Annotated in this window: 17 protein-coding genes; 16 read left to right on the top strand and 1 reads right to left on the bottom strand. The window is 38.0% G+C overall.

Annotation, left to right across the window (positions count from 1 at the left end):
* The first annotated feature begins 63 nt into the window (after nucleotides 1-63).
* Complete coding sequence (locus FC36_RS09055; protein WP_025020469.1) at nucleotides 64-1,497, top strand: APC family permease; 1,434 nt, start codon at nucleotides 64-66, stop codon at nucleotides 1,495-1,497.
* 40 nt (nucleotides 1,498-1,537) lie between these two features.
* Here FC36_RS09055 and FC36_RS09050 read toward each other — a convergent pair whose 3' ends face one another.
* Nucleotides 1,538-3,223: an NFACT RNA binding domain-containing protein gene (locus FC36_RS09050; protein ID WP_025020468.1), complete on the bottom strand. Its 1,686-nt coding sequence runs from the start codon at nucleotides 3,221-3,223 to the stop codon at nucleotides 1,538-1,540.
* Nucleotides 3,224-3,363: 140 nt separating this feature from the next.
* On the opposite strand from FC36_RS09050, the gene FC36_RS09045 reads away from it, so the two are divergent.
* The 15 genes from FC36_RS09045 to dprA all read left to right on the top strand — a co-directional run bounded on the left by FC36_RS09045 (nucleotide 3,364) and on the right by dprA (nucleotide 17,602).
* Nucleotides 3,364-3,792: a MarR family winged helix-turn-helix transcriptional regulator gene (locus FC36_RS09045; protein WP_025020467.1), complete on the top strand. Its 429-nt coding sequence runs from the start codon at nucleotides 3,364-3,366 to the stop codon at nucleotides 3,790-3,792.
* Nucleotides 3,793-4,659 (top strand): DegV family protein, encoded by an 867-nt coding sequence (locus FC36_RS09040; RefSeq protein WP_025020466.1) that lies wholly within the window; start codon nucleotides 3,793-3,795, stop codon nucleotides 4,657-4,659.
* Between the two features lie 308 nt (nucleotides 4,660-4,967).
* Nucleotides 4,968-5,558, top strand: a complete 591-nt coding sequence (gene lepB, locus FC36_RS09035) for a signal peptidase I (RefSeq protein ID WP_025020465.1) — start codon at nucleotides 4,968-4,970, stop codon at nucleotides 5,556-5,558.
* A gap of 339 nt (nucleotides 5,559-5,897) precedes the next feature.
* Nucleotides 5,898-7,040 carry a GGDEF domain-containing protein gene (locus FC36_RS09030; protein ID WP_023859427.1) on the top strand — a complete coding sequence of 381 codons (1,143 nt, stop codon included), beginning with the start codon at nucleotides 5,898-5,900 and terminating at the stop codon, nucleotides 7,038-7,040.
* A 220-nt stretch (nucleotides 7,041-7,260) separates the two neighbouring features.
* Nucleotides 7,261-7,761, top strand: coding sequence for a thiol peroxidase (locus FC36_RS09025; protein WP_023859426.1), 501 nt, complete (start codon nucleotides 7,261-7,263; stop codon nucleotides 7,759-7,761).
* A 125-nt stretch (nucleotides 7,762-7,886) separates the two neighbouring features.
* A complete protein-coding gene (locus tag FC36_RS09020) occupies nucleotides 7,887-8,855 on the top strand; it encodes a LysR family transcriptional regulator (RefSeq protein WP_023859425.1) in 969 nt (322 codons plus the stop codon).
* 63 nt (nucleotides 8,856-8,918) lie between these two features.
* Nucleotides 8,919-9,845: a manganese-dependent inorganic pyrophosphatase gene (locus FC36_RS09015; RefSeq protein WP_056986861.1), complete on the top strand. Its 927-nt coding sequence runs from the start codon at nucleotides 8,919-8,921 to the stop codon at nucleotides 9,843-9,845.
* Nucleotides 9,846-9,897: 52 nt separating this feature from the next.
* A complete protein-coding gene (locus tag FC36_RS09010; RefSeq protein WP_051527936.1) occupies nucleotides 9,898-10,686 on the top strand; it encodes a tyrosine-protein phosphatase in 789 nt (262 codons plus the stop codon).
* A 616-nt stretch (nucleotides 10,687-11,302) separates the two neighbouring features.
* Nucleotides 11,303-12,073, top strand: coding sequence for a DeoR/GlpR family DNA-binding transcription regulator (locus FC36_RS09005; protein WP_025020463.1), 771 nt, complete (start codon nucleotides 11,303-11,305; stop codon nucleotides 12,071-12,073).
* A 75-nt stretch (nucleotides 12,074-12,148) separates the two neighbouring features.
* Entirely contained in the window at nucleotides 12,149-13,315 is a 1,167-nt protein-coding gene (locus FC36_RS09000; RefSeq protein ID WP_023859421.1) for an aminotransferase class I/II-fold pyridoxal phosphate-dependent enzyme, read from the top strand.
* A 47-nt stretch (nucleotides 13,316-13,362) separates the two neighbouring features.
* Entirely contained in the window at nucleotides 13,363-14,265 is a 903-nt protein-coding gene (locus tag FC36_RS08995; RefSeq protein ID WP_035190400.1) for an AEC family transporter, read from the top strand.
* A 76-nt stretch (nucleotides 14,266-14,341) separates the two neighbouring features.
* Nucleotides 14,342-14,974 carry an HAD family hydrolase gene (locus FC36_RS08990; protein WP_025020462.1) on the top strand — a complete coding sequence of 211 codons (633 nt, stop codon included), beginning with the start codon at nucleotides 14,342-14,344 and terminating at the stop codon, nucleotides 14,972-14,974.
* Nucleotides 14,975-14,988: 14 nt separating this feature from the next.
* Nucleotides 14,989-15,777 (top strand): DUF4931 domain-containing protein, encoded by a 789-nt coding sequence (locus tag FC36_RS08985; RefSeq protein ID WP_023859418.1) that lies wholly within the window; start codon nucleotides 14,989-14,991, stop codon nucleotides 15,775-15,777.
* Entirely contained in the window at nucleotides 15,777-16,628 is an 852-nt protein-coding gene (locus FC36_RS08980) for a metallophosphoesterase family protein (protein WP_056986860.1), read from the top strand. The genes FC36_RS08985 and FC36_RS08980 overlap by 1 nt, the downstream gene beginning before the upstream one ends.
* A 107-nt stretch (nucleotides 16,629-16,735) precedes the next feature.
* The gene (gene dprA, locus FC36_RS08975) at nucleotides 16,736-17,602 is read left to right on the top strand and encodes a DNA-processing protein DprA (protein ID WP_025020461.1); all 867 of its coding nucleotides are present in this window, start codon (nucleotides 16,736-16,738) and stop codon (nucleotides 17,600-17,602) included.
* The last annotated feature ends 91 nt before the right edge of the window (nucleotides 17,603-17,693 follow it).

Below are 17,693 nucleotides of genomic sequence, written 5' to 3'. Positions count from 1 at the left end.
ACCTTGTTTAGATTTAAAATTTTAAAATTGTATTTAAAAAATTGAATTTACAAGGAGAGTATAATGCTTAATGAAAAGAAACATTACATGTCCTGGCCAGTTATTGCGCTTTTGGATTTTGTAACGATTATTAGTTTTGAAAATATCTTTTATCCATACCAAAATCAGGGACTTTCCGTGGTTATTTCCTGGATTTTCTTGCTGTTTACTTACGTGATTCCCTATGCTTTAATTGCGACACAATTAGGGTTAACTTTCGATAACCAAGAAGGGGGACTTGCTTCTTGGATTCGTCGGGGAACTAATAGTGACCTTTTTGGTTATGTAACTTCCTGGATGTATTGGACACAAACTATCCCATATTTGGTGGACGTGTCTAACTCCGTTATTGTTTCCTTAAGTTGGATCATTTTAGGTAACAATACTTTAGGTGATAAGATGTCAACGACGACTTTTGGTTTATTAACATTTGCGATTATTTTAGCCTTTATTATTTTTGAAAATGTCTTCCGCGACTCATTGGAAGTGCTCTCTATTATCGGTGGGGGAGCAATGTTTGCCATTTCCATGCTCTTTGTCTTCATGACTGGTTGGGCTTTGACACACGGTGCACACATTGCGACGCAACCATTTAACTTGGCAGCTTTCAAGCCAAACTTCAGCTTGCACTACTTCTCAACGACTGGGTTATTAATCTTTGCTATGTCCGGGGCCGAATTAGCGGCACCATACATTGCTAAGATGAAGAATCCGAAACGTGACTTCCCTAAGGCTATGTGGGCCTTGGCTATTATGACGGCCTTCTTAACGATTTTCGGGACTTTGGCAATTTCCGTCTTCTTTAACGCCAACGATATTCCTCACGATTTCAAGATGAACGGTCCTTACTATGCTTTCCGTTTATTAGGACAACAAGTTGGTTTAGGTAACAGCTTAATGTATGTCTTTGCAGTGGTGCAATTACTCTTTATGTTAGCGCAGTTAGCGATCTTAATTGATGCTTCTAGTCGGGTCTTTGCCTCTGATACGGCAGCTAAGTACATGCCAAGTTGGTTAACTAAGAAAAATAAAGCGGGTCGTCCCGTACATTCATACACTTTGACGGCCGGAATTAGTTTGCTTTTACTTTTGTTATCTGGAACTTTACCTGATATCAACTCTATCTACAACTGGTTGTTGAATTTGAACGGAATTGTTTCACCATACAAAACTGCTTTAGTCTTTGTAGCCTTCATTGCTATTCGGATGCAACAAGACAAGTTCCATTCTGATTATGTTTACATCAAGAACAAGAATGGGGCTTTAGTCGTTGGTTTCTGGTGCTTCTTATTTACCTTTGTTTGTGCAACGATGGGCTTCATTCCTCAAGATGCTGCGCTAGGGACTAAGGCCTTTGATCACCAGTTAATGATGAACTTCGCAACGGTTGGTTTCTTAATCGTTTTAGGTTTCTTACTTCCATTCTTACGGAAATTAGAAATGAAGAAAAACAAATAATAATTAAAAACAGCCAAGGATTGTGTCCTTGGCTGTTTTGCTATACTTGTAATTGTTTGATTAACTTTTCATCCGGAGTAACGTAGAGGGTTTGTTGCCCTTCATAAATGACATAACCAGGTTTAGCACCGTTGGGCTTACGGAGCTTTTTGACTTGCAGATAGTCGACTGCAACATTGGCGGAGGCCCGCGCTTTTGAGTAGTAAGCGGCGATTTTGGCAGCTTCAGCTAAAGTCTCTTCACTAGGCTGGTCACTATGAATAATAACGTGGGAGCCGGGTAAATCCTTGACATGTAGCCACCAATCAGTCTTTTGCGCTATTTTTAGGCTTAAACGGTCGTTTTGTAGGTTATTCTTTCCGACCGAGATAAAAGTCCCGTCACTAGCCTTAAACTGAGCAGGTTTTGCAACTTTATGTTTTTGTTGGCGCTTTTGTTTTTTAAGTCGCAGATAACCTTCTTGGGCTAATTCCGCTTCAATATCTGGTAAATCACTCGGACTAGCTAGTTCAATTTGACTTTGAAGATTTTCCAAATAAGCAACTTCGGCTCGGGTTTTTTTGCTTTGTTCTTCAATGTAGGCCACCGCATTTTTTAGTTTGGTGTAACGCTTGAAGTACTTTTGCGCATTTTGTGAAGGGGTTAATTGTTTGGAGAGGGCAATCTTAACCGGCTGATTATCAGCGTAGTAGTTTGGCAGTTCAATCTGCTCCATACTGCGGTCGACTTGATGAAGGTAGGTCGTTAAAAGTTCGCCTTTAATCCGATAGTCTTCCGCATTTTGGGTGGCGGCTAATTCTTGGTCTAGTTTTTTGAGTTTCTTGCGATTTTTACTCAAGTTAGTTTTGATAGTATGAATTAGCTTAGCGCCTTGTTGCATAACACGGTCGAAGTCAGCTTTTTGACGGTAGAAATCATCTAGCAGCATACTCAAACTTTCAAAAGAGGCGACGACTTGAGTTTCAGGGTAATTAAAGGCCGTAAAGTCGAGTTTTTGATTGAGTTTGACGATTTGGGCATGCTTCAAGTTTGCTAAGGCATCCGGGAAAGCTTTGGCTTGATTATCGTGTTGATGTAAGTAATCAGCTAAGTAAAGAGCCGAATTAAAAGCTAAGCCCTGATAAGTAATCTGAAGTTTTTGCGCAAGAACTTCACGGTTAGGGAAAGATTTTAGTAAGTTTTCCACTTTATCTAAGTCGGCTTTGAAGGGATTGACTTTTTCTTGCTTAGGTGCGGGAATATAATCGGCACCAGGAAGTAAGGTTCGGTAACGGTTTTGATCTATACCCACGTGTTTAATTGTGTCGATGATTTTATTTTCTTCTTGTTTGATTAAAATTACGTTGCTGTGGCGACCCATGATTTCAATACTTAAAATCAAAGGTAGACTATCACCTAGTTCATTGCGACTGGTGAAGTGTAGGTTAACTATCCGATCATTTTCTACTTGTTCAATCGTAAGTAGGTGGGCGCCTTCTAAGTATTTCCGTAACATCATGGTGAAGTTGGTGGGTACGGGGGGGTTAGTGAAGGGCTGTTGGGTTATTTGGAGACGCGCATAGGTCGGATGAGCCGACAAAAGGAGGGGATAGTTTTTTCTTTGGGCGCGAATTGTTAAAATGACCTCATTGGGATAAGGTTGCGAGATTCGCATAACCCGTCCGTTTTGTAAGGTGTGGTTCAATTCTTGAACCATAGCGTGTGTAAAAAGACCATCAAAGGCCACAAAAATCACTCCTTTTTCTTGATTTCTAAGCTATTTTACCATAAATTGCCGGTTAAAAGTTTAATTTAGCTTGTATATTACAATTTAAACTTGTATACTATAACATTGTATTATACAAATTAAAGGAAAGGAGGGATTTTGTGCTAACTGAATTTCTCGAAATTGAACGTAAGTATCAACGCCTTTTAAGTGAAATGACCCAACAATTTGGGGTGACTGTTTCGGAATGGTTGCTGTTAGTTAAAGTTAATGCCGGTACTAATACCCAAGCGAGTTTAGCTCGTGAATTAAGGGTTGATGTTTCGACATTAAGTCGGCAATTAAAAGGCTTGGTGGGAAAGGAGCTTTTGGCCAAAATCCCCACACATCAAAAACAGGTGCAGTATGAAATTAGTGCGACTGGAACAACTGTCTTTGCCCAAATTAGTCAAGCCGCTGAGAAATTAACCCAGCAGTTATTTGGACAGTTGTCAGCCGCTGATATGGCGAAGGTCCGTGAATTCATGACCTTGCTAGATCATCGCATGAATCACCTGGTATTAAAATCAAGAAAAGTAGGTATCAATTAAATGAAAATTGCTGTTGTTACAGATAGTAGCTCATATTTACCAGCTGAGTTGGTAGAAAAATATCAAATCAAGGTTGTGCCCATTCCCTTTATTTTAGAGGGACAATCTTACACAGAAGGCGTCGATATTACGACTGCTGAATTTTACGAAAAATTAGCAAATTCGAGTAGTTTACCAACTACATCTCAACCGGCTTTAGGGCAAATGATTGAATTATACGAATCTTTAGCACAAGAAGGTTATGATGCTGCCATTACGATTGTTTTATCGAAGACGATTTCTGGTTTTTACCAATCCCTGGTGAACTTACAAGACCAGGTAGAGGGGATTAAAATTGTGCCTTTTGATTCTCAAATGACCGTGTTGCCTATGGGTTACTTGGCGGTGGAAGCTGCTAAAATGGCACAAGCTGGTCAAGGTATAGATCAAATCGTTGCCCGTCTAGAAGATTTACGGGCAACTATTAATGAGTACTTTATTGTTGATGATTTACAAAACTTGGTTAAAGGTGGACGTCTATCTAATGCGTCAGCTTTTATCGGTAGCGTTTTGAAAATTAAGCCAATTTTAACTTTTGACAATGAAAGTCACGAAATCGTGGCTTTTGAAAAAGTTCGGTCTATGAAAAAGGCAATGCGACGGGCAGAAGAACTTTTCGAAGCTGATATGGCACAATTAGATTACCCAGTACGAATAATGGTAATTCATGCTAATGATGAAGAAAATGCTCTCAAGTGGCAAGCAAAGGTTCAAGCTAAGTATCCTGATTGCCAAGTCGATTTAAGCTACTTTGGACCAGTCATTGGAGCTCACTTGGGCGAAAAGGCCATTGCTTTAGCTTGGATGAAGGACGTTGAAAAGGCGTAGTCGTGAAAAAAAGTGAATTAAATTGCCAGATTTGTTATGTTTGAAGGTAGCTAGTGATTTAGCTCAAATGCGAGATTGACTGGTAGCAGATCTTATTATTTTTAAACTCATGAGTCGTGATAATTTACAAATTGGTTTGCAAAATTAAAACGACGCGTGTGAACAAGTAACAAATTACGGCTATTCTACAAAAACTAATTACTAGTAATCTCTAATTTTTAGCAATAGACAAATTTTAGGGCGACTTTTACCTCTAAAAACGTTATACTACTATGTGTAGTGTAGAATGAGGAAAGGATGGGAAGATTTTGTCAAAATTTAAGGCAGTGATGGGTTGGATTTGGCCAATTATTTTAGGTTTAGTGTTAGCTTTGGTGATTCGGACCTTCTTCTTTTCATTGGTAAGAGTGGACGGAACTTCGATGTACCCTAACTTACAAAATAATGAGCAGGTTATGATGGTCAAACAAGCGAAGATTAGACCTGGTTCGGTCGTGGTCTTTAATGCCTATGGAGTAGATGTCAAAAATACTACGGTAACACCTAAAACAAAGTATGTTAAGAGGGTAATTGGGATGCCTGGTGATCAGGTTAAATATACCAAGGCCGGAGAATTATATGTCAATGGGAAATTACAATCTCAAAGCTACATTTCTAAAGTTCAACAAACTACAGGGACGACAACGTTACAACTTGATGAAGCTAAAGGCGTTGATGTCGGTACTAATCATACATTCAAGGTACCACAAGGAAAATACTTTGTCCTAGGGGATAACCGGGCTAACTCCAATGATAGTCGCTATTATGGCTTTGTTCCACGCAAGAAAATTCTTGGGGTAGTGAAGGTTTGGCCATGGAATGCTCAGAAAGCTGTCATTAATTCTTTTAACCCTAACTAAATAAAAAATCAGAGTCAAGTTGAAGCTTGGCTCTTTTTTAATTCAAATGCGTAGACAAGTTTAAATCATGTTATAATTGAAAAGAAAGATGTGATAAAAAAGAAATCACGGCATAGAGTTACAGTTTTTTCATTGATTAATGTAACCACATATAGAAGTTAGTTTTACGCATTACTAGTAAATTTTTTGAGATGATTAAATTGTACTTAATAATTAGCGAGTTAGTGGAAATTAGAGTTTACCGTGAAATTTAAAATAACTCGAAGATAAAGAGTTAGGTTAATTAGAGTTCAAATAAAATGGTACGCTGAATATTAAGATATTACGAGAGGGATAAAGATGGAAATTGTGATTGCTTATTGGTTGTTATTGGGCTTTTGTATCATAGTAATTGATATTTTCTTACTGTTTATAATGAGTATTGATAAGCTAACTCAGAGTACTAAGTATCTGAAATTACTCTTTTTATCAGTTAATATACAAACTATTTTTGCAGGTTTGTATGTTTTTTATCAATACGCTGAGGTTAAACCGGATCCGTGGTTGGAAGTTGGCCAAAAAATTGTTTGGGTTGGGGAAAATTTTTTACCGTTGACGACGATGTACTTTGTTTTCAGATATTCTTTGGCTCATTATCGTCCGCTTTCTCAAGAGCACTTGTCACGCTATAGATTACTGCGTTTTTATTTTTTACAGGTGTTGTTGTTAGTGATTAATTTCTTTTATCCGTTAATTTTTAAGCTAAAACCTAACTATAGCTATGCAAATGGGCCCCTCTTTTTTAGCCAAGATGTAATTATTATAATGTACTTTGTATGGTTAATTGCTTACTTTTCAAAACGAATGAAATTGGGGAAGGACCAAGTCGATGATTCGCACGCTTATAACTATTTCATTAATCTTTTAGCTGTTATCGGCTTGTTTTTCTTTTTAATCGAAGGGTTCATTAATTATTTGCCTATGTCAGAAATTGCTACCCTATTAGTAATTTTGGCTTTAAGTCTAATGATTTTTCACCAACAAATAACTCGTGATCCTCTAACAGGTTTAAATAACCGTCGAGCCTTCTTCGAAAGAGTACCAGTTACTTTGCGTGATGATGAGCATCAATATGATATGTTAATGATTGATATTAATGACTTTAAGATGATTAACGATACTAAAGGTCACGCAGCAGGTGATGATGCTTTAGTTAAGTTAGCCGATTGTTTAAAAGAGACAGCTAAAAAAGATAATCAAATTATTAATATAGCGCGCTATGGTGGTGATGAATTTATTATGTTAGTTTTACGACAAGATGATGATAAGGTTGTACAATTGATTCAATTAATTAAGGAGACCGTCATTGAAAATAAAAGTGTGGATTTTACGATTAGCGTCGGGCAAGCGCACTGTGAACATAATGTTGATTTAGAAAAAATTATTTCTTGGGCCGACCAAGACCTTTACGAAGAAAAGCGCCGTATCGGTGCTGGTCGTTAAAAAATACGCCTTTCTTAAGTTGAATTGACAGCTAGAGGAGGCGTATTTTTGATAATGATTTCTTTTTGACGATTAGCTGATTTGTATTTATGGAGCTAAGATGCTGAAAATAGTATGGACTAGCACTGATGAATTTTAACAGAAAAATAAAAGCAAATTACGTGACATCGACAAATAGATAGTGTTAAATAGGGGTAAGTGTTACGAGGAGGAATTTTTAATGAAAGTTATTGCAGGTGGAAAAGAAGTTTCTTTGGTGGGAAACCCACCCAAGATTGGGCAAGAGATGCCACATTTTAAGTTAACAGATGCCCAGGGAAATAGGGTTAAGACCCGAGATTTCGGCGGACAGTTGACTCTTTTTTCAGTGATACCAGATATTAATACTCGGGTATGTAGTATCCAAACTAAGTATTTTAATCAGGCCATGAATCAATATGCGACTGTTCGCTTTGTGACAGTTTCAACTAATACCATAGCAGAACAAGCAGCTTGGTGTGCAGCTGAAGGTGCCGAAAATATGGAGATGATGTCCGATAAGGAAGAATCTTTTGGTTATGAAATGGGACTCTTAATTCCGCAAACCGGTAATTTAGCGCGCTCTATTTATATATGTGATGCAAACAAACAGATTGTTTATGCTCAAATTGTAGAAAACCAAAGTGATGAACCTAATTATCAAGCGGCTTTAGCAAAATTGACAGAATTGCAAGCTAAATAAAAAACGGCCATGGCCGTTTTTTATTTTCAAGTTAAATCTTTATCAGTTATAAATTATTTGTTATAATTAAAAGGGTGTTATAGGATAAAAAAGCTCACTTTGGTGAGATTGAGGGGGAAATAACGATGGAAACAAATAAGCAAGATAAAATATTTTCATCAAAAACATTAACTTATTTTTTACAGTTAACTAAAACTATGAGTTACACACAAGCTGCACAAATTTTAGGAATCACCCAACCTGCCTTGACTCAACAAATTAAAAAGTTGGAAAGAGCCGTGGGGGCACCCTTGTTTTATTCAGTAGGCAAAAAGTTACACTTGTCGGATGCCGGCTACACTATGTTAGACGCTACTCATCAAATTTATGAGACTTTAAATTGGGCTACTGATGAGATTCAGCAATCTACCAGTGCGACTCAAGGGGAGATTACCATTGGACTTTTATCTTCTTTGGACGAACGGATTTTTACTGATTTTGCTATTAAATTTTATCAAGCTAATCCTGGTATTAAGTTAATTTTGCATCAATTAACGCGGGATGAAATTTGGGAAAGATTGGAAGGCAATACGATTGATTTAGCGGTTATGTATCTGCCAGATGATAGTATTAAAAATTGGAAACCTTATGATTCTAAGAAGATTATCAATGAAGAGTTATTATTTTTACATAAGAAAGATAATCCTAGCTATGCTAAGCGTAAAAAGGTTAAGAACCGTGATACCTTGAAGGAACAGTGGGTAACTTATCCACCTGCATATTATCTTAATAGTTTAATTCGAGAAGCCTTTAAGAATACCTTGGCCGATCGACCTGAAAGTGTCGCACATTTCACCCAGCCAGAACAATTACTTTCCTTTGCAAAACAAGCTGGAGTTAACACGGCTTTACCATCTTCATTTGTTAAAGCGCATGCTGATGAAGAGATTGGTATTTTAAGCTTTGATCCTGCCATTAAATTTGAAATGGACTTTGTCTTTCGTAAAGATAAGCAAGAGGTACCACGGATTAAAGCTTTCTTTGATGCTTTCGATATTTATTTAAGTGAAAAATCTTATGATCAACATTTAAAAGAAATTCTCGCTAGTAAGTAAGTCTATGCTATAATGAATAGAGTAAGAAACTGCGGGGAGGCCCGCAAGAAAAGAGGATTATTCGTGAAAGAATTAGTTTTTGGACACCAAAACCCAGATACCGATGCGATTGTCGCAGCTAAAGCTTATGCCTACCTACAAAATCAATTAGGTGCCGACGTGGAAGCAGTGGCTTTAGGTACACCTAATGAAGAAACTAAGTTTGCTTTAGATTACTTTAATGAACCAGCTCCACGTGTAATTGAATCAGCTAAAGATGAAGTTGAAGCGGTAATCTTAGTAGACCACAATGAAGCGCAACAATCAGTAGCTGATATTAAAGATGTTACGGTTACGCATGTGATTGATCACCACCGGGTAGCTAACTTCGAAACTGCGGCGCCATTATACATGCACTTAGAACCTGTAGGTTGCTCAAGTACCATCGTTTACAAGGAATTTGTAGCCCACAATGTGGAAATTCCTGTTAACTTGGCGGGTTTGATGTTATCAGCCATTGTTTCTGATACATTATTATTCAAATCACCAACCACTACGGATGACGATATTGAAATCGGAAAGAAATTAGCTGAAATTGCAGGTGTTGACTACCAAGCTTATGGTCTAGAAATGCTAAAAGCCGGCACTAACTTGGCAGCCAAGACAGAAGCTGAATTAATTGAAGCTGACGCTAAGTCCTTTGAAATGGCTGGTAAGACGGTACGGGTTGACCAAGTAAATACGGTTGATTTGGATGAAGTATTTGCTCGAGAAGTAGCTTTCCGTCAAGCAATTGAAAAAGCAAACCAAGAAAATGGTTATGATTTATTCTTATTGATGATTACTAATATTTTAGACTCGAACTCTCGTCTATTAGTTGTGGGTGAACCTAAGGATGTCGTAGAAAAGGCATTTGGTCAAAAACTTGTTGATGACAAGATGGACTTGGCTGGGGTTGTTTCACGTAAGAAACAAGTGGTACCACCATTGCAAGATGCGTTTGAAGCCTAATAAATTAATTCCTTGCTCTTTTTGGAGCAGGGTTTTTTTGAAAGGAGGAATTATGATAAAAAGACAAGCGCTGCCTTTGGAAAAAGGGGTAAATTTTCGTGATTTAGGTGGCTATCAGACCAAAGATGGTCACAAAATTAAGTCCCACAAAATTATTCGATCAGCACGTTTGCACGAATTGACAAGCAAAGATTTAAATTTTCTGGCTGACTATGGGGTACGTTATGATGTTGATTTTCGTACCAAAAAAGAAATAAAAGATCATCCAGACAAGTTACCAGCAGGGACCCAATATTTTTTCATGCCTGTTATGAAAGATGATGCGACTAATAGTCAGGAAGAAGAAAGAATCGGTGATCAGGCTCTAAAGAATGTTGTTAACGCGGGGTTAGAAAGAATGGGATGGTTTTATAGTCAGATTACACGTTTATATTCAGCGAACCAGGCTTATCGTGACTTTTTTGACCTATTATTGGCTAACGATAAAGATGCTGAATCTTTGCTTTTCCACTGTACGGCGGGTAAAGATCGGACAGGTATGGCAGCGGTTTACCTTTTGACAGCCTTAGGGGTACCGCAAGAAATAGTTGAACAAGACTATTTGCTCTCTAATATTTATTTGGAAAGTCTGGTGAAGCGTCAAGTCGCTACTGCTCGCGCTATGGCAGGAGATATTTTTGCCACTAATACTCAACAACTTAATTCCGTCTCTAGGGATTATCTAGCGCAAGCCTATCAAGCTTTAGAAGTGGAATATGGAGGAATTGATAATTACTTACACCAAGTTTTAGGCTTAACGGAAGGGCAAAAGCGAGATCTTCGCAAGCTTTATCTTGAATAATACAAAAAACGCAAAGTCCCACACTTTGCGTTTTTTTCATATTAGTTATTACTCTGCGCTGATTTATGTAAGTATCCCCATACTTGCATGAGAACGACAACAAATCCGAAAAGAAACTTTTAATATATAGTTGTCGCTTAGCCAGATTCGCGCAAAACTGACTGGAATAACTAAGGCCTCCCACAGCACTGAGTTATTCTACATGAAAATGAATAAAAAATATATTTTATAGAAAAATTATGCATAATTATCAATAAAAATATTGGAAGACGTCATTTTATCTCTTCCGTACATCTTTATTATATCCCCTCTAATCCCTGATGTCTAGCGGTTTTTCAAATTTTTTTCTTCTTTAAAATTTGTATGTACAAGTTATTTTTATGCAAAATTTAAGTGGGTGCAAAAATAAATGTGATATTTAAGGTGAAAATAACACATTTATAAAAAATAATTATTCTTCTTCAAACTTGTAAAGTCATGATTAAATTTAAAAAAATTACCATGACTGCTGGAGAAATCATAGTTAGGAAAAGTAAGTACTGATAAATACTTATTTAAATCACACTGTAAAAAGTGTATACTTAAATATGAAGATGAAAAAGAAGGTGAAAGTTAAATGAGTCAAGAAAAAAGAGTTGAGATGATAAAAAAGTTGCTGATTGAGCGGCAAGGCTTAAGTACCAGAGATATTATGGAGGAATTTAATGTTTCACAAGATACAGCTCGTCGTGATATTGTACTTTTAACCAAGCGTGGTGAAGTGAAGCGAACCCATGGAGGAATTTTACCACTTGATTTTGGACGTAGTGTGCCTAACTTTCAAAGTCGACTTTCGCATTTTACCAAGGAAAAAACCAATATTGCTTTGGCAGCAGTTAATTATTTTTTGCCTGAGCACGTTTACTTTGTTGATTCTTCCACGATTTTGTTGAAGACTTGTCAAAATATTACCAGTCCGATGACGATTGTGACCCATTCATTAGATAATTGTTTAGCTTTAGCTGAGCAAAGTCGGGTGACGGTTAAGGTCTTAAGTGGGACGCTAAATCATGAAAACCGCTTCTTTTATTCCAATAATGCTATTCAGGAATTACAGCGCACCCGATTTGATACGGCCTTTATTGCAGCCTCTGGAATTGATGCCACAGGTGCCTATCTTTTAGATCAAGGGGATGCTGAAATTGTAGAAACGGCAGTTAAGCGGGCTGATAGGGTGATTTTAGTTGCAGAACACCAAAAGTTTACCAATCGTTCTTATTACCGTATCTGTCCTTTAGATAAGATTTCAATTTTTATCACTGATCGTAAGTTAACTCCTCAGCAAAGAGCCATGTTTCCGCGGGAAACCGAAATTATTGTGGTAAATAATGCAGAAATTAAAGAATAGACTAACAATTTTGTAAAAGTAATGATATACTTAGAAAAAAGTTGTCAATAATGAGAATTCAATGAGGTGAAGTTTATGTTAGCAAACAAGTTCAACCATCAAGTCGAAAAAATTGCCGTCTCAGATATTCGCCAATTTGACCAAGAAGCTAGTCAGATTGAAGGGATTATCAAACTAACTTTGGGTGAACCAGATTTCAATACACCCGAACACATTAAGCAAGCGGCGATTACGGCCATTAATGATAATCAATCGCACTATGCGCCTAATCCGGGTTACATGGAATTACGGCAAGCGGCGGCGGATTATTACAATCAAAAATTTAATTTGCATTACCGAGCTGACCAAGTAGTAACAACTTTAGGGGCAACTGAAGGGATTGCAGCGGCTATGCAAACCATTATGAATCCTGGTGACAAACTTTTGATGCCAACACCTGTTTTTCCAATCTACGCAGCCAGTGCTTCGGTAAATCATGCAGAAACAGTGATGATTGATACAAGTGAAGATAACTTTATCTTGACTCCCGAAAAGTTACAAGTAGCCTTAGATACTAACCCTGAAACTAAAGCCCTGGTTTTGGTTTATCCAAGTAATCCAACGGGAGTGACTTACAGTCGCGAGCAGCTACAAGCTTTAGCAGCAGTGGCTAAAAAAGCTGGTATTTGGGTATTGTGTGATGAAGTTTATGCTGAGTTGCTTTACCAAGGTCAACACTACTCCATGTCAGAGTTTTTATTTGATCAAGTTATTTTGATTACTGGTTTATCTAAGTCACATGCTATGACTGGTTGGCGGGTAGGTTTCTTATTAGGTCCGGATGATTTTATTAATGAAGTTATTAAATCCCACCAATACTTAGTGACGGCTTCACCAGATAATGTTTTGTATGCAGCTTTAGAAGCCATGCAACACGGTCAAAATGACAGCAAGGCCATGTTAACTGAATACCAGGTACGGCGTGACTACGTAGCACAAGCTTTAAATGAAGCGGGATTTGAATTGGCTAGTCCCGATGGTGCCTTCTACATTTTTGCCAAAATTCCTGCTATTTTTGACGATTTAGATGGGTGGCAATTTGTCCGTCTTTTAGCTCGAGAAGCGCGTGTGGCCTTAATTCCAGGTTTATCTTTTGGCCCTGGGGGCGAACGTTATGTTCGGTTGAGTTACGCGGCTTCAATGGAAAACCTTCAAGAAGCATGTCGTCGGATTAAAGAATTTGTGCAAAATTACCAAAATTAAACTTGTAGGCAGGAGTGACATCCTGCCTATTACTTTGGAGGAAAAAGATGTTAATTTTTCTAAATGTTATGTTACCAGTGCTCTTAATTTTTGCCAGTGGCTTTATTTTGCAAGCTTTTATGCACTTAGAAATTAAGCCAATTTCAACTTTAGCAATGTATCTTTTATTACCATTTCTAGTTTTTAAAATCTTCTATCAACAAGAGTTAAATGCTAACTTTGGTTACATTTTTTTAATTTTATTGCTGATTTTAGGTGTTCTAATTATCTTAGGTTTGTTAGTGGCTAAGGTCTTTAAGTTTAGTTCTCAAAGGCGTAATGCTTTTTTATTAGCAACAATTTTTTCTAATAGTGGTAATTTTGGGATTCCCCTGGCCATGTTTGCCTATGGTAATCGGGCCATGCAATATGCTATGCCAATCATGGTTATTCATACCTTGTTTATGAGTTTTGTGGGGATTTATATTGCTGCCAGTGGTTCAGGTAAGGGAGGAATTAAAGACGCTCTCGCCAGTGTTTTACGCCAACCAATGAACTATGCGATTATTCCGGGGATTCTATGCAACCAATTAACTTGGGAAATTCCTAGCAACCTCATGAAATGGGTTAATATGATTAGTAAAACGGCAATTCCAATTATCATGTTGACACTGGGAATGCAACTGTATGAAGTGATTGGTAAAAAGATTAATTGGTCAGAAATTGCTTTTGCTTCAGTAGTCAAACTTCTAGTAGCACCCTTAATTGCCTGGGTCTTGTGTGGTCTGTTCCCAATTAGTCCACTCTTAAAAAGCATTGTGATTATTATGACGGCCATGCCCAGTGCAGCTAATACCACTATTTATGCCATTCAGTATGGTTCTGATCCGCAATATGTGTCGGCTTGTACATTTGCAACCACGATTTTGTCTTTTTTAAGTCTGACGTTATTACTTAACATTTTAATTTAAAACTTAAAATTTTTGTTTTGAAGGCAGTTAAGGTTGTATAATTAGAAAAGGAAATATGTGTGAAAGGCGGGAAAAAATGGAAAATTACTTTTTTGATTTTGATGGAACTTTAGCCGATACTCGTCAGGTCGTGGTGGCTGCAGTTCAGGACAGTTTTACCCAATTTGGTTTAACACAGCCAGATTCAGTAATCATCCTAGGTTACATTGGAGTACCCCCAGAGACTTCTTTTCCGCAAATGGGAGCGGACTTACCTCCGGAAAAACTAGCTACTCTCTGTCAGTTTTTTCGTCAAGCATATAGTCAACATGCCAGTGAAATTGAGCTTTTTGCAGGAATAAGTGAAGTTTTAGGTGAACTCCAAGCCCAGGGTAAACGTCTCTTTATCATAACGAGTAAAACCAATACAGCATTACAAGAAAGTGCGGAATTGTTAGGGATTTTAGATTATTTTGAAGATGTCATCGGTTGTGATGATGTAGAAAATTATAAGCCTGATCCCGATGGAATAGAACTCTTAGTTAAGCGATATGACTTAGAAAAGGCAGCTTCAGTTATGATTGGAGATGCCATTTACGATATACAAATGGGCCAAGCTGCTGGGGTGGCGACTTGCGGTGTTAAGTGGGGTTCCCAAAAGTGGGCCCAAGTTCAAGCCTTAAATCCTACTTACCAATTAACTGACCCTGCTGAAATTTTAAAACTCTAGATAAGGAGGCAATTATGAGTCAGCAAGACGCTTTGGTCTTTAAAGTGCAAACGGCCAAGCAAAAACCAGAAAATATTCGCAATAAGCAAGGTTACTGTCCTTTTTGTGACCTTGTGAATCTTAAAGATTTTTTAGCTCAAGACGAAGATCGTATTTGGTTGATGAATAAGTACCGGACCCTAGAAAAGACGGTTCAAACCTTAATTATTGAATCTAGCCAACATGAAGGTGATATCCACGTCCAGACTCAAGCTACAAATGCTAAATTACTTAATTTTATTCAAACTTGTTATGAAAAAATGCAGACCTGGGGGCAGTTTAAGTCGATTGTGATTTACAAGAACTTTGGTCCCAAATCTGGAGGGAGTTTGCGCCACCCTCATTTTCAAATTGTAGGGATGGAAGAAGTGGACGCTTATGCCCAGATTGCTCCCCGAAATCTTACTGGTATTTCCATCCTTAAAGAAGGGGGAGCCGAGTTAAATATTTCTGATCAACCTGTTTTAGGTTTTACGGAGTTAAATGTGCAACTTCCGGTTCAGGAAAACTGGGGGCAGATGGCAGATTTAATCAAGTTTGCCATTCGTTATTTTATGGAAGATCATCTTAAGGGACGGGTAGTGGTGGATTCTTATAACCTCTTCCTTTACCCCTTAATGGACAAGGTAACTTGCAAAATTGTGCCATGTTTTAACTTATCCCCATATGGTCGGGGGTATCTTTTAGCTCAGGTCAACGATCAACAAAATCTTTTAGAAATTAAGGACTTTTTACAAGAGAAGTATCGAAAGGAACAAAATTAATGCCGAAAATTGCAGTTTTTAGTGATGTCCATGGAAATTATACCGCCTTAGCGGCCGTATATGCTGATGCTCAAAGTCAAGGGGTTAGTGATTATTGGTTTCTTGGCGACCTTTATTCACCCGGACCGGGAGCCAACGATTTATGGAAACTTTTCCAAAAAATGAATCCTAGTGTTCGTCTTAAAGGAAATTGGGAGGATCTCTTGTTAAAAGGAATTGCCGGGCAGATGTCGCCTGTAAAGCCCAGTCGAGTTTACTTTTCTAAATTAGCCCAAAGTCTTGGGTCCCGCTTGCAGCCGGAGATTTTAACTGAGATTGCCAACTGGCCAGCCACGGCCCAGGTCCAAGTAGCAGGACAAACGATTAGTTTATCACATAATTTACCGGATGAAAATAAAGGACAAAAGTTGTATCCAACCGCACCACAAGTTAATTTTGAAGGCTTGTTTGTTGAAAATTCTCAGGCGGATATGGCGATTTACGCCCATGTTCACCATCCACAAATGCGCTATAGTCTGGCCGAACAATTAATTTTAAATCCTGGCTCGGTTGGTCAACCTTTTAGTCAGTGGGCCAAGCAACAGGCCGACTTACGTGCTAGTTACTTAATTTTGGATATTAATGCTCAAGGCTTTAGTGACATTGACTTTCGGAAGGTTTCCTATGACCATGAAGTAGAATTAGCGCGAGCACAAGCCGTGCAAATCCCTTACCTGGATTTATATAAAGAACAACTAACTACTGGCCGGGTTCATAGCCATGACCATGCCCTTTTAACCAAGTTAAATAATCAAAGGGGCTATCTGGCTGATGTGATGGCTTACAATGCTGCTCATCAAAAACAAAATTAAGGTTAGGAAGTCGTGATCACAAGGTGACGGCTTTTTGGTTTCAAAAATTGAAAAACTTTGTTAAAAAATCAGATTTTTTGCGTATTTAATATATAGAGGTGAAAAATATGCAAGTAAGAGATTTTTTGGTCCGGGCACATCTAAGTACTGGTTTTAACCAAAATTATATGCAGCGTTTGGTAACTTTTTTGAAAAAGACTCACCACCTTCCTAATCAAGAGGAGATGGAGTTGATTATCAGCAAAATGTCTCCGCAAAAACAAGTCCGCTTTTTAACAGAATTTTATGGATTTGAGTCGCAAAAGCGTTTAGCTGAAAATCGACAGTTTGCGCCTTTTGTAACAATTTTTGATGATAATTATCCGACATTATTAAAAGAATCTAATCAAGCGCCTGCGGTCCTATTTTATCGAGGAAACTTAAGTTTGACGGAAAGTTTTAGTCTGGGTGTTGTTGGCGCCCGTCAAGCTACCAGCTATGGCAAGCAGAGTTTGGAGGAGCTGTTGCCTACGGTAGTTGCGGCCAAAATTACAACGGTTTCGGGTTTGGCGCGGGGAATTGATGGCTTGGCTCATCAAATTACATTAGACTGTGGTGGGCAAACCATTGCGGTAATTGGAACGGGGCTAGATGGCTATTACCCTCGTCAAAATGCTCGACTTCAAGAAATGGTTGCTCAAAAAGGATTGTTGTTAAGTGAATACGGTTTAGGCACGCCTAGTTTACCTTATCATTTTCCTCAAAGAAATCGTATTATTGCTGGTTTGAGTCAGACTTTACTGGTGGTCGAGGCCCAAAAGCGTAGTGGAAGTTTGATTACAGCTAATATGGCCGCTGATGATAATCGTACTGTATTGGCTATTCCAGGCCAAATCACGACAGGTAATTCAGATGGTTGTAATGAATTAATCTTAGCAGGGGCGAAACCGATTTTATCTGCCAAAGATATTTTGGAGGAATACCAAAATTGGTAGGAATTTAGGGATAAATTTAATCTGGAAAAAGTAGTAATAATAGTAGAAAAAATAATTGTGCTTGACAAAGTGACTTTAAATGCAATACGAT

Origin of the sequence: Ligilactobacillus equi DSM 15833 = JCM 10991, assembly GCF_001435735.1 — a bacterium.
GTDB lineage: Bacteria > Bacillota > Bacilli > Lactobacillales > Lactobacillaceae > Ligilactobacillus > Ligilactobacillus equi.
This window is presented reverse-complemented; position numbering and strand designations above follow the sequence as displayed.

Bases quoted from the DNA above. Each gene is read 5' to 3' on its own strand.
- FC36_RS09055 (WP_025020469.1), top strand. From the start codon at position 64: ATGCTTAATGAAAAGAAACATTACATGTCCTGGCCAGTTATTGCGCTT.
- FC36_RS09040 (WP_025020466.1), top strand. From the start codon at position 3,793: ATGAAAATTGCTGTTGTTACAGATAGTAGCTCATATTTACCAGCTGAG.
- FC36_RS09030 (WP_023859427.1), top strand. From the start codon at position 5,898: ATGGAAATTGTGATTGCTTATTGGTTGTTATTGGGCTTTTGTATCATA.
- FC36_RS09025 (WP_023859426.1), top strand. From the start codon at position 7,261: ATGAAAGTTATTGCAGGTGGAAAAGAAGTTTCTTTGGTGGGAAACCCA.
- FC36_RS09020 (WP_023859425.1), top strand. From the start codon at position 7,887: ATGGAAACAAATAAGCAAGATAAAATATTTTCATCAAAAACATTAACT.
- FC36_RS09010 (WP_051527936.1), top strand. From the start codon at position 9,898: ATGATAAAAAGACAAGCGCTGCCTTTGGAAAAAGGGGTAAATTTTCGT.
- FC36_RS09005 (WP_025020463.1), top strand. From the start codon at position 11,303: ATGAGTCAAGAAAAAAGAGTTGAGATGATAAAAAAGTTGCTGATTGAG.
- FC36_RS09000 (WP_023859421.1), top strand. From the start codon at position 12,149: ATGTTAGCAAACAAGTTCAACCATCAAGTCGAAAAAATTGCCGTCTCA.
- FC36_RS08995 (WP_035190400.1), top strand. From the start codon at position 13,363: ATGTTAATTTTTCTAAATGTTATGTTACCAGTGCTCTTAATTTTTGCC.
- FC36_RS08990 (WP_025020462.1), top strand. From the start codon at position 14,342: ATGGAAAATTACTTTTTTGATTTTGATGGAACTTTAGCCGATACTCGT.
- FC36_RS08985 (WP_023859418.1), top strand. From the start codon at position 14,989: ATGAGTCAGCAAGACGCTTTGGTCTTTAAAGTGCAAACGGCCAAGCAA.
- FC36_RS08980 (WP_056986860.1), top strand. From the start codon at position 15,777: ATGCCGAAAATTGCAGTTTTTAGTGATGTCCATGGAAATTATACCGCC.
- dprA (WP_025020461.1), top strand. From the start codon at position 16,736: ATGCAAGTAAGAGATTTTTTGGTCCGGGCACATCTAAGTACTGGTTTT.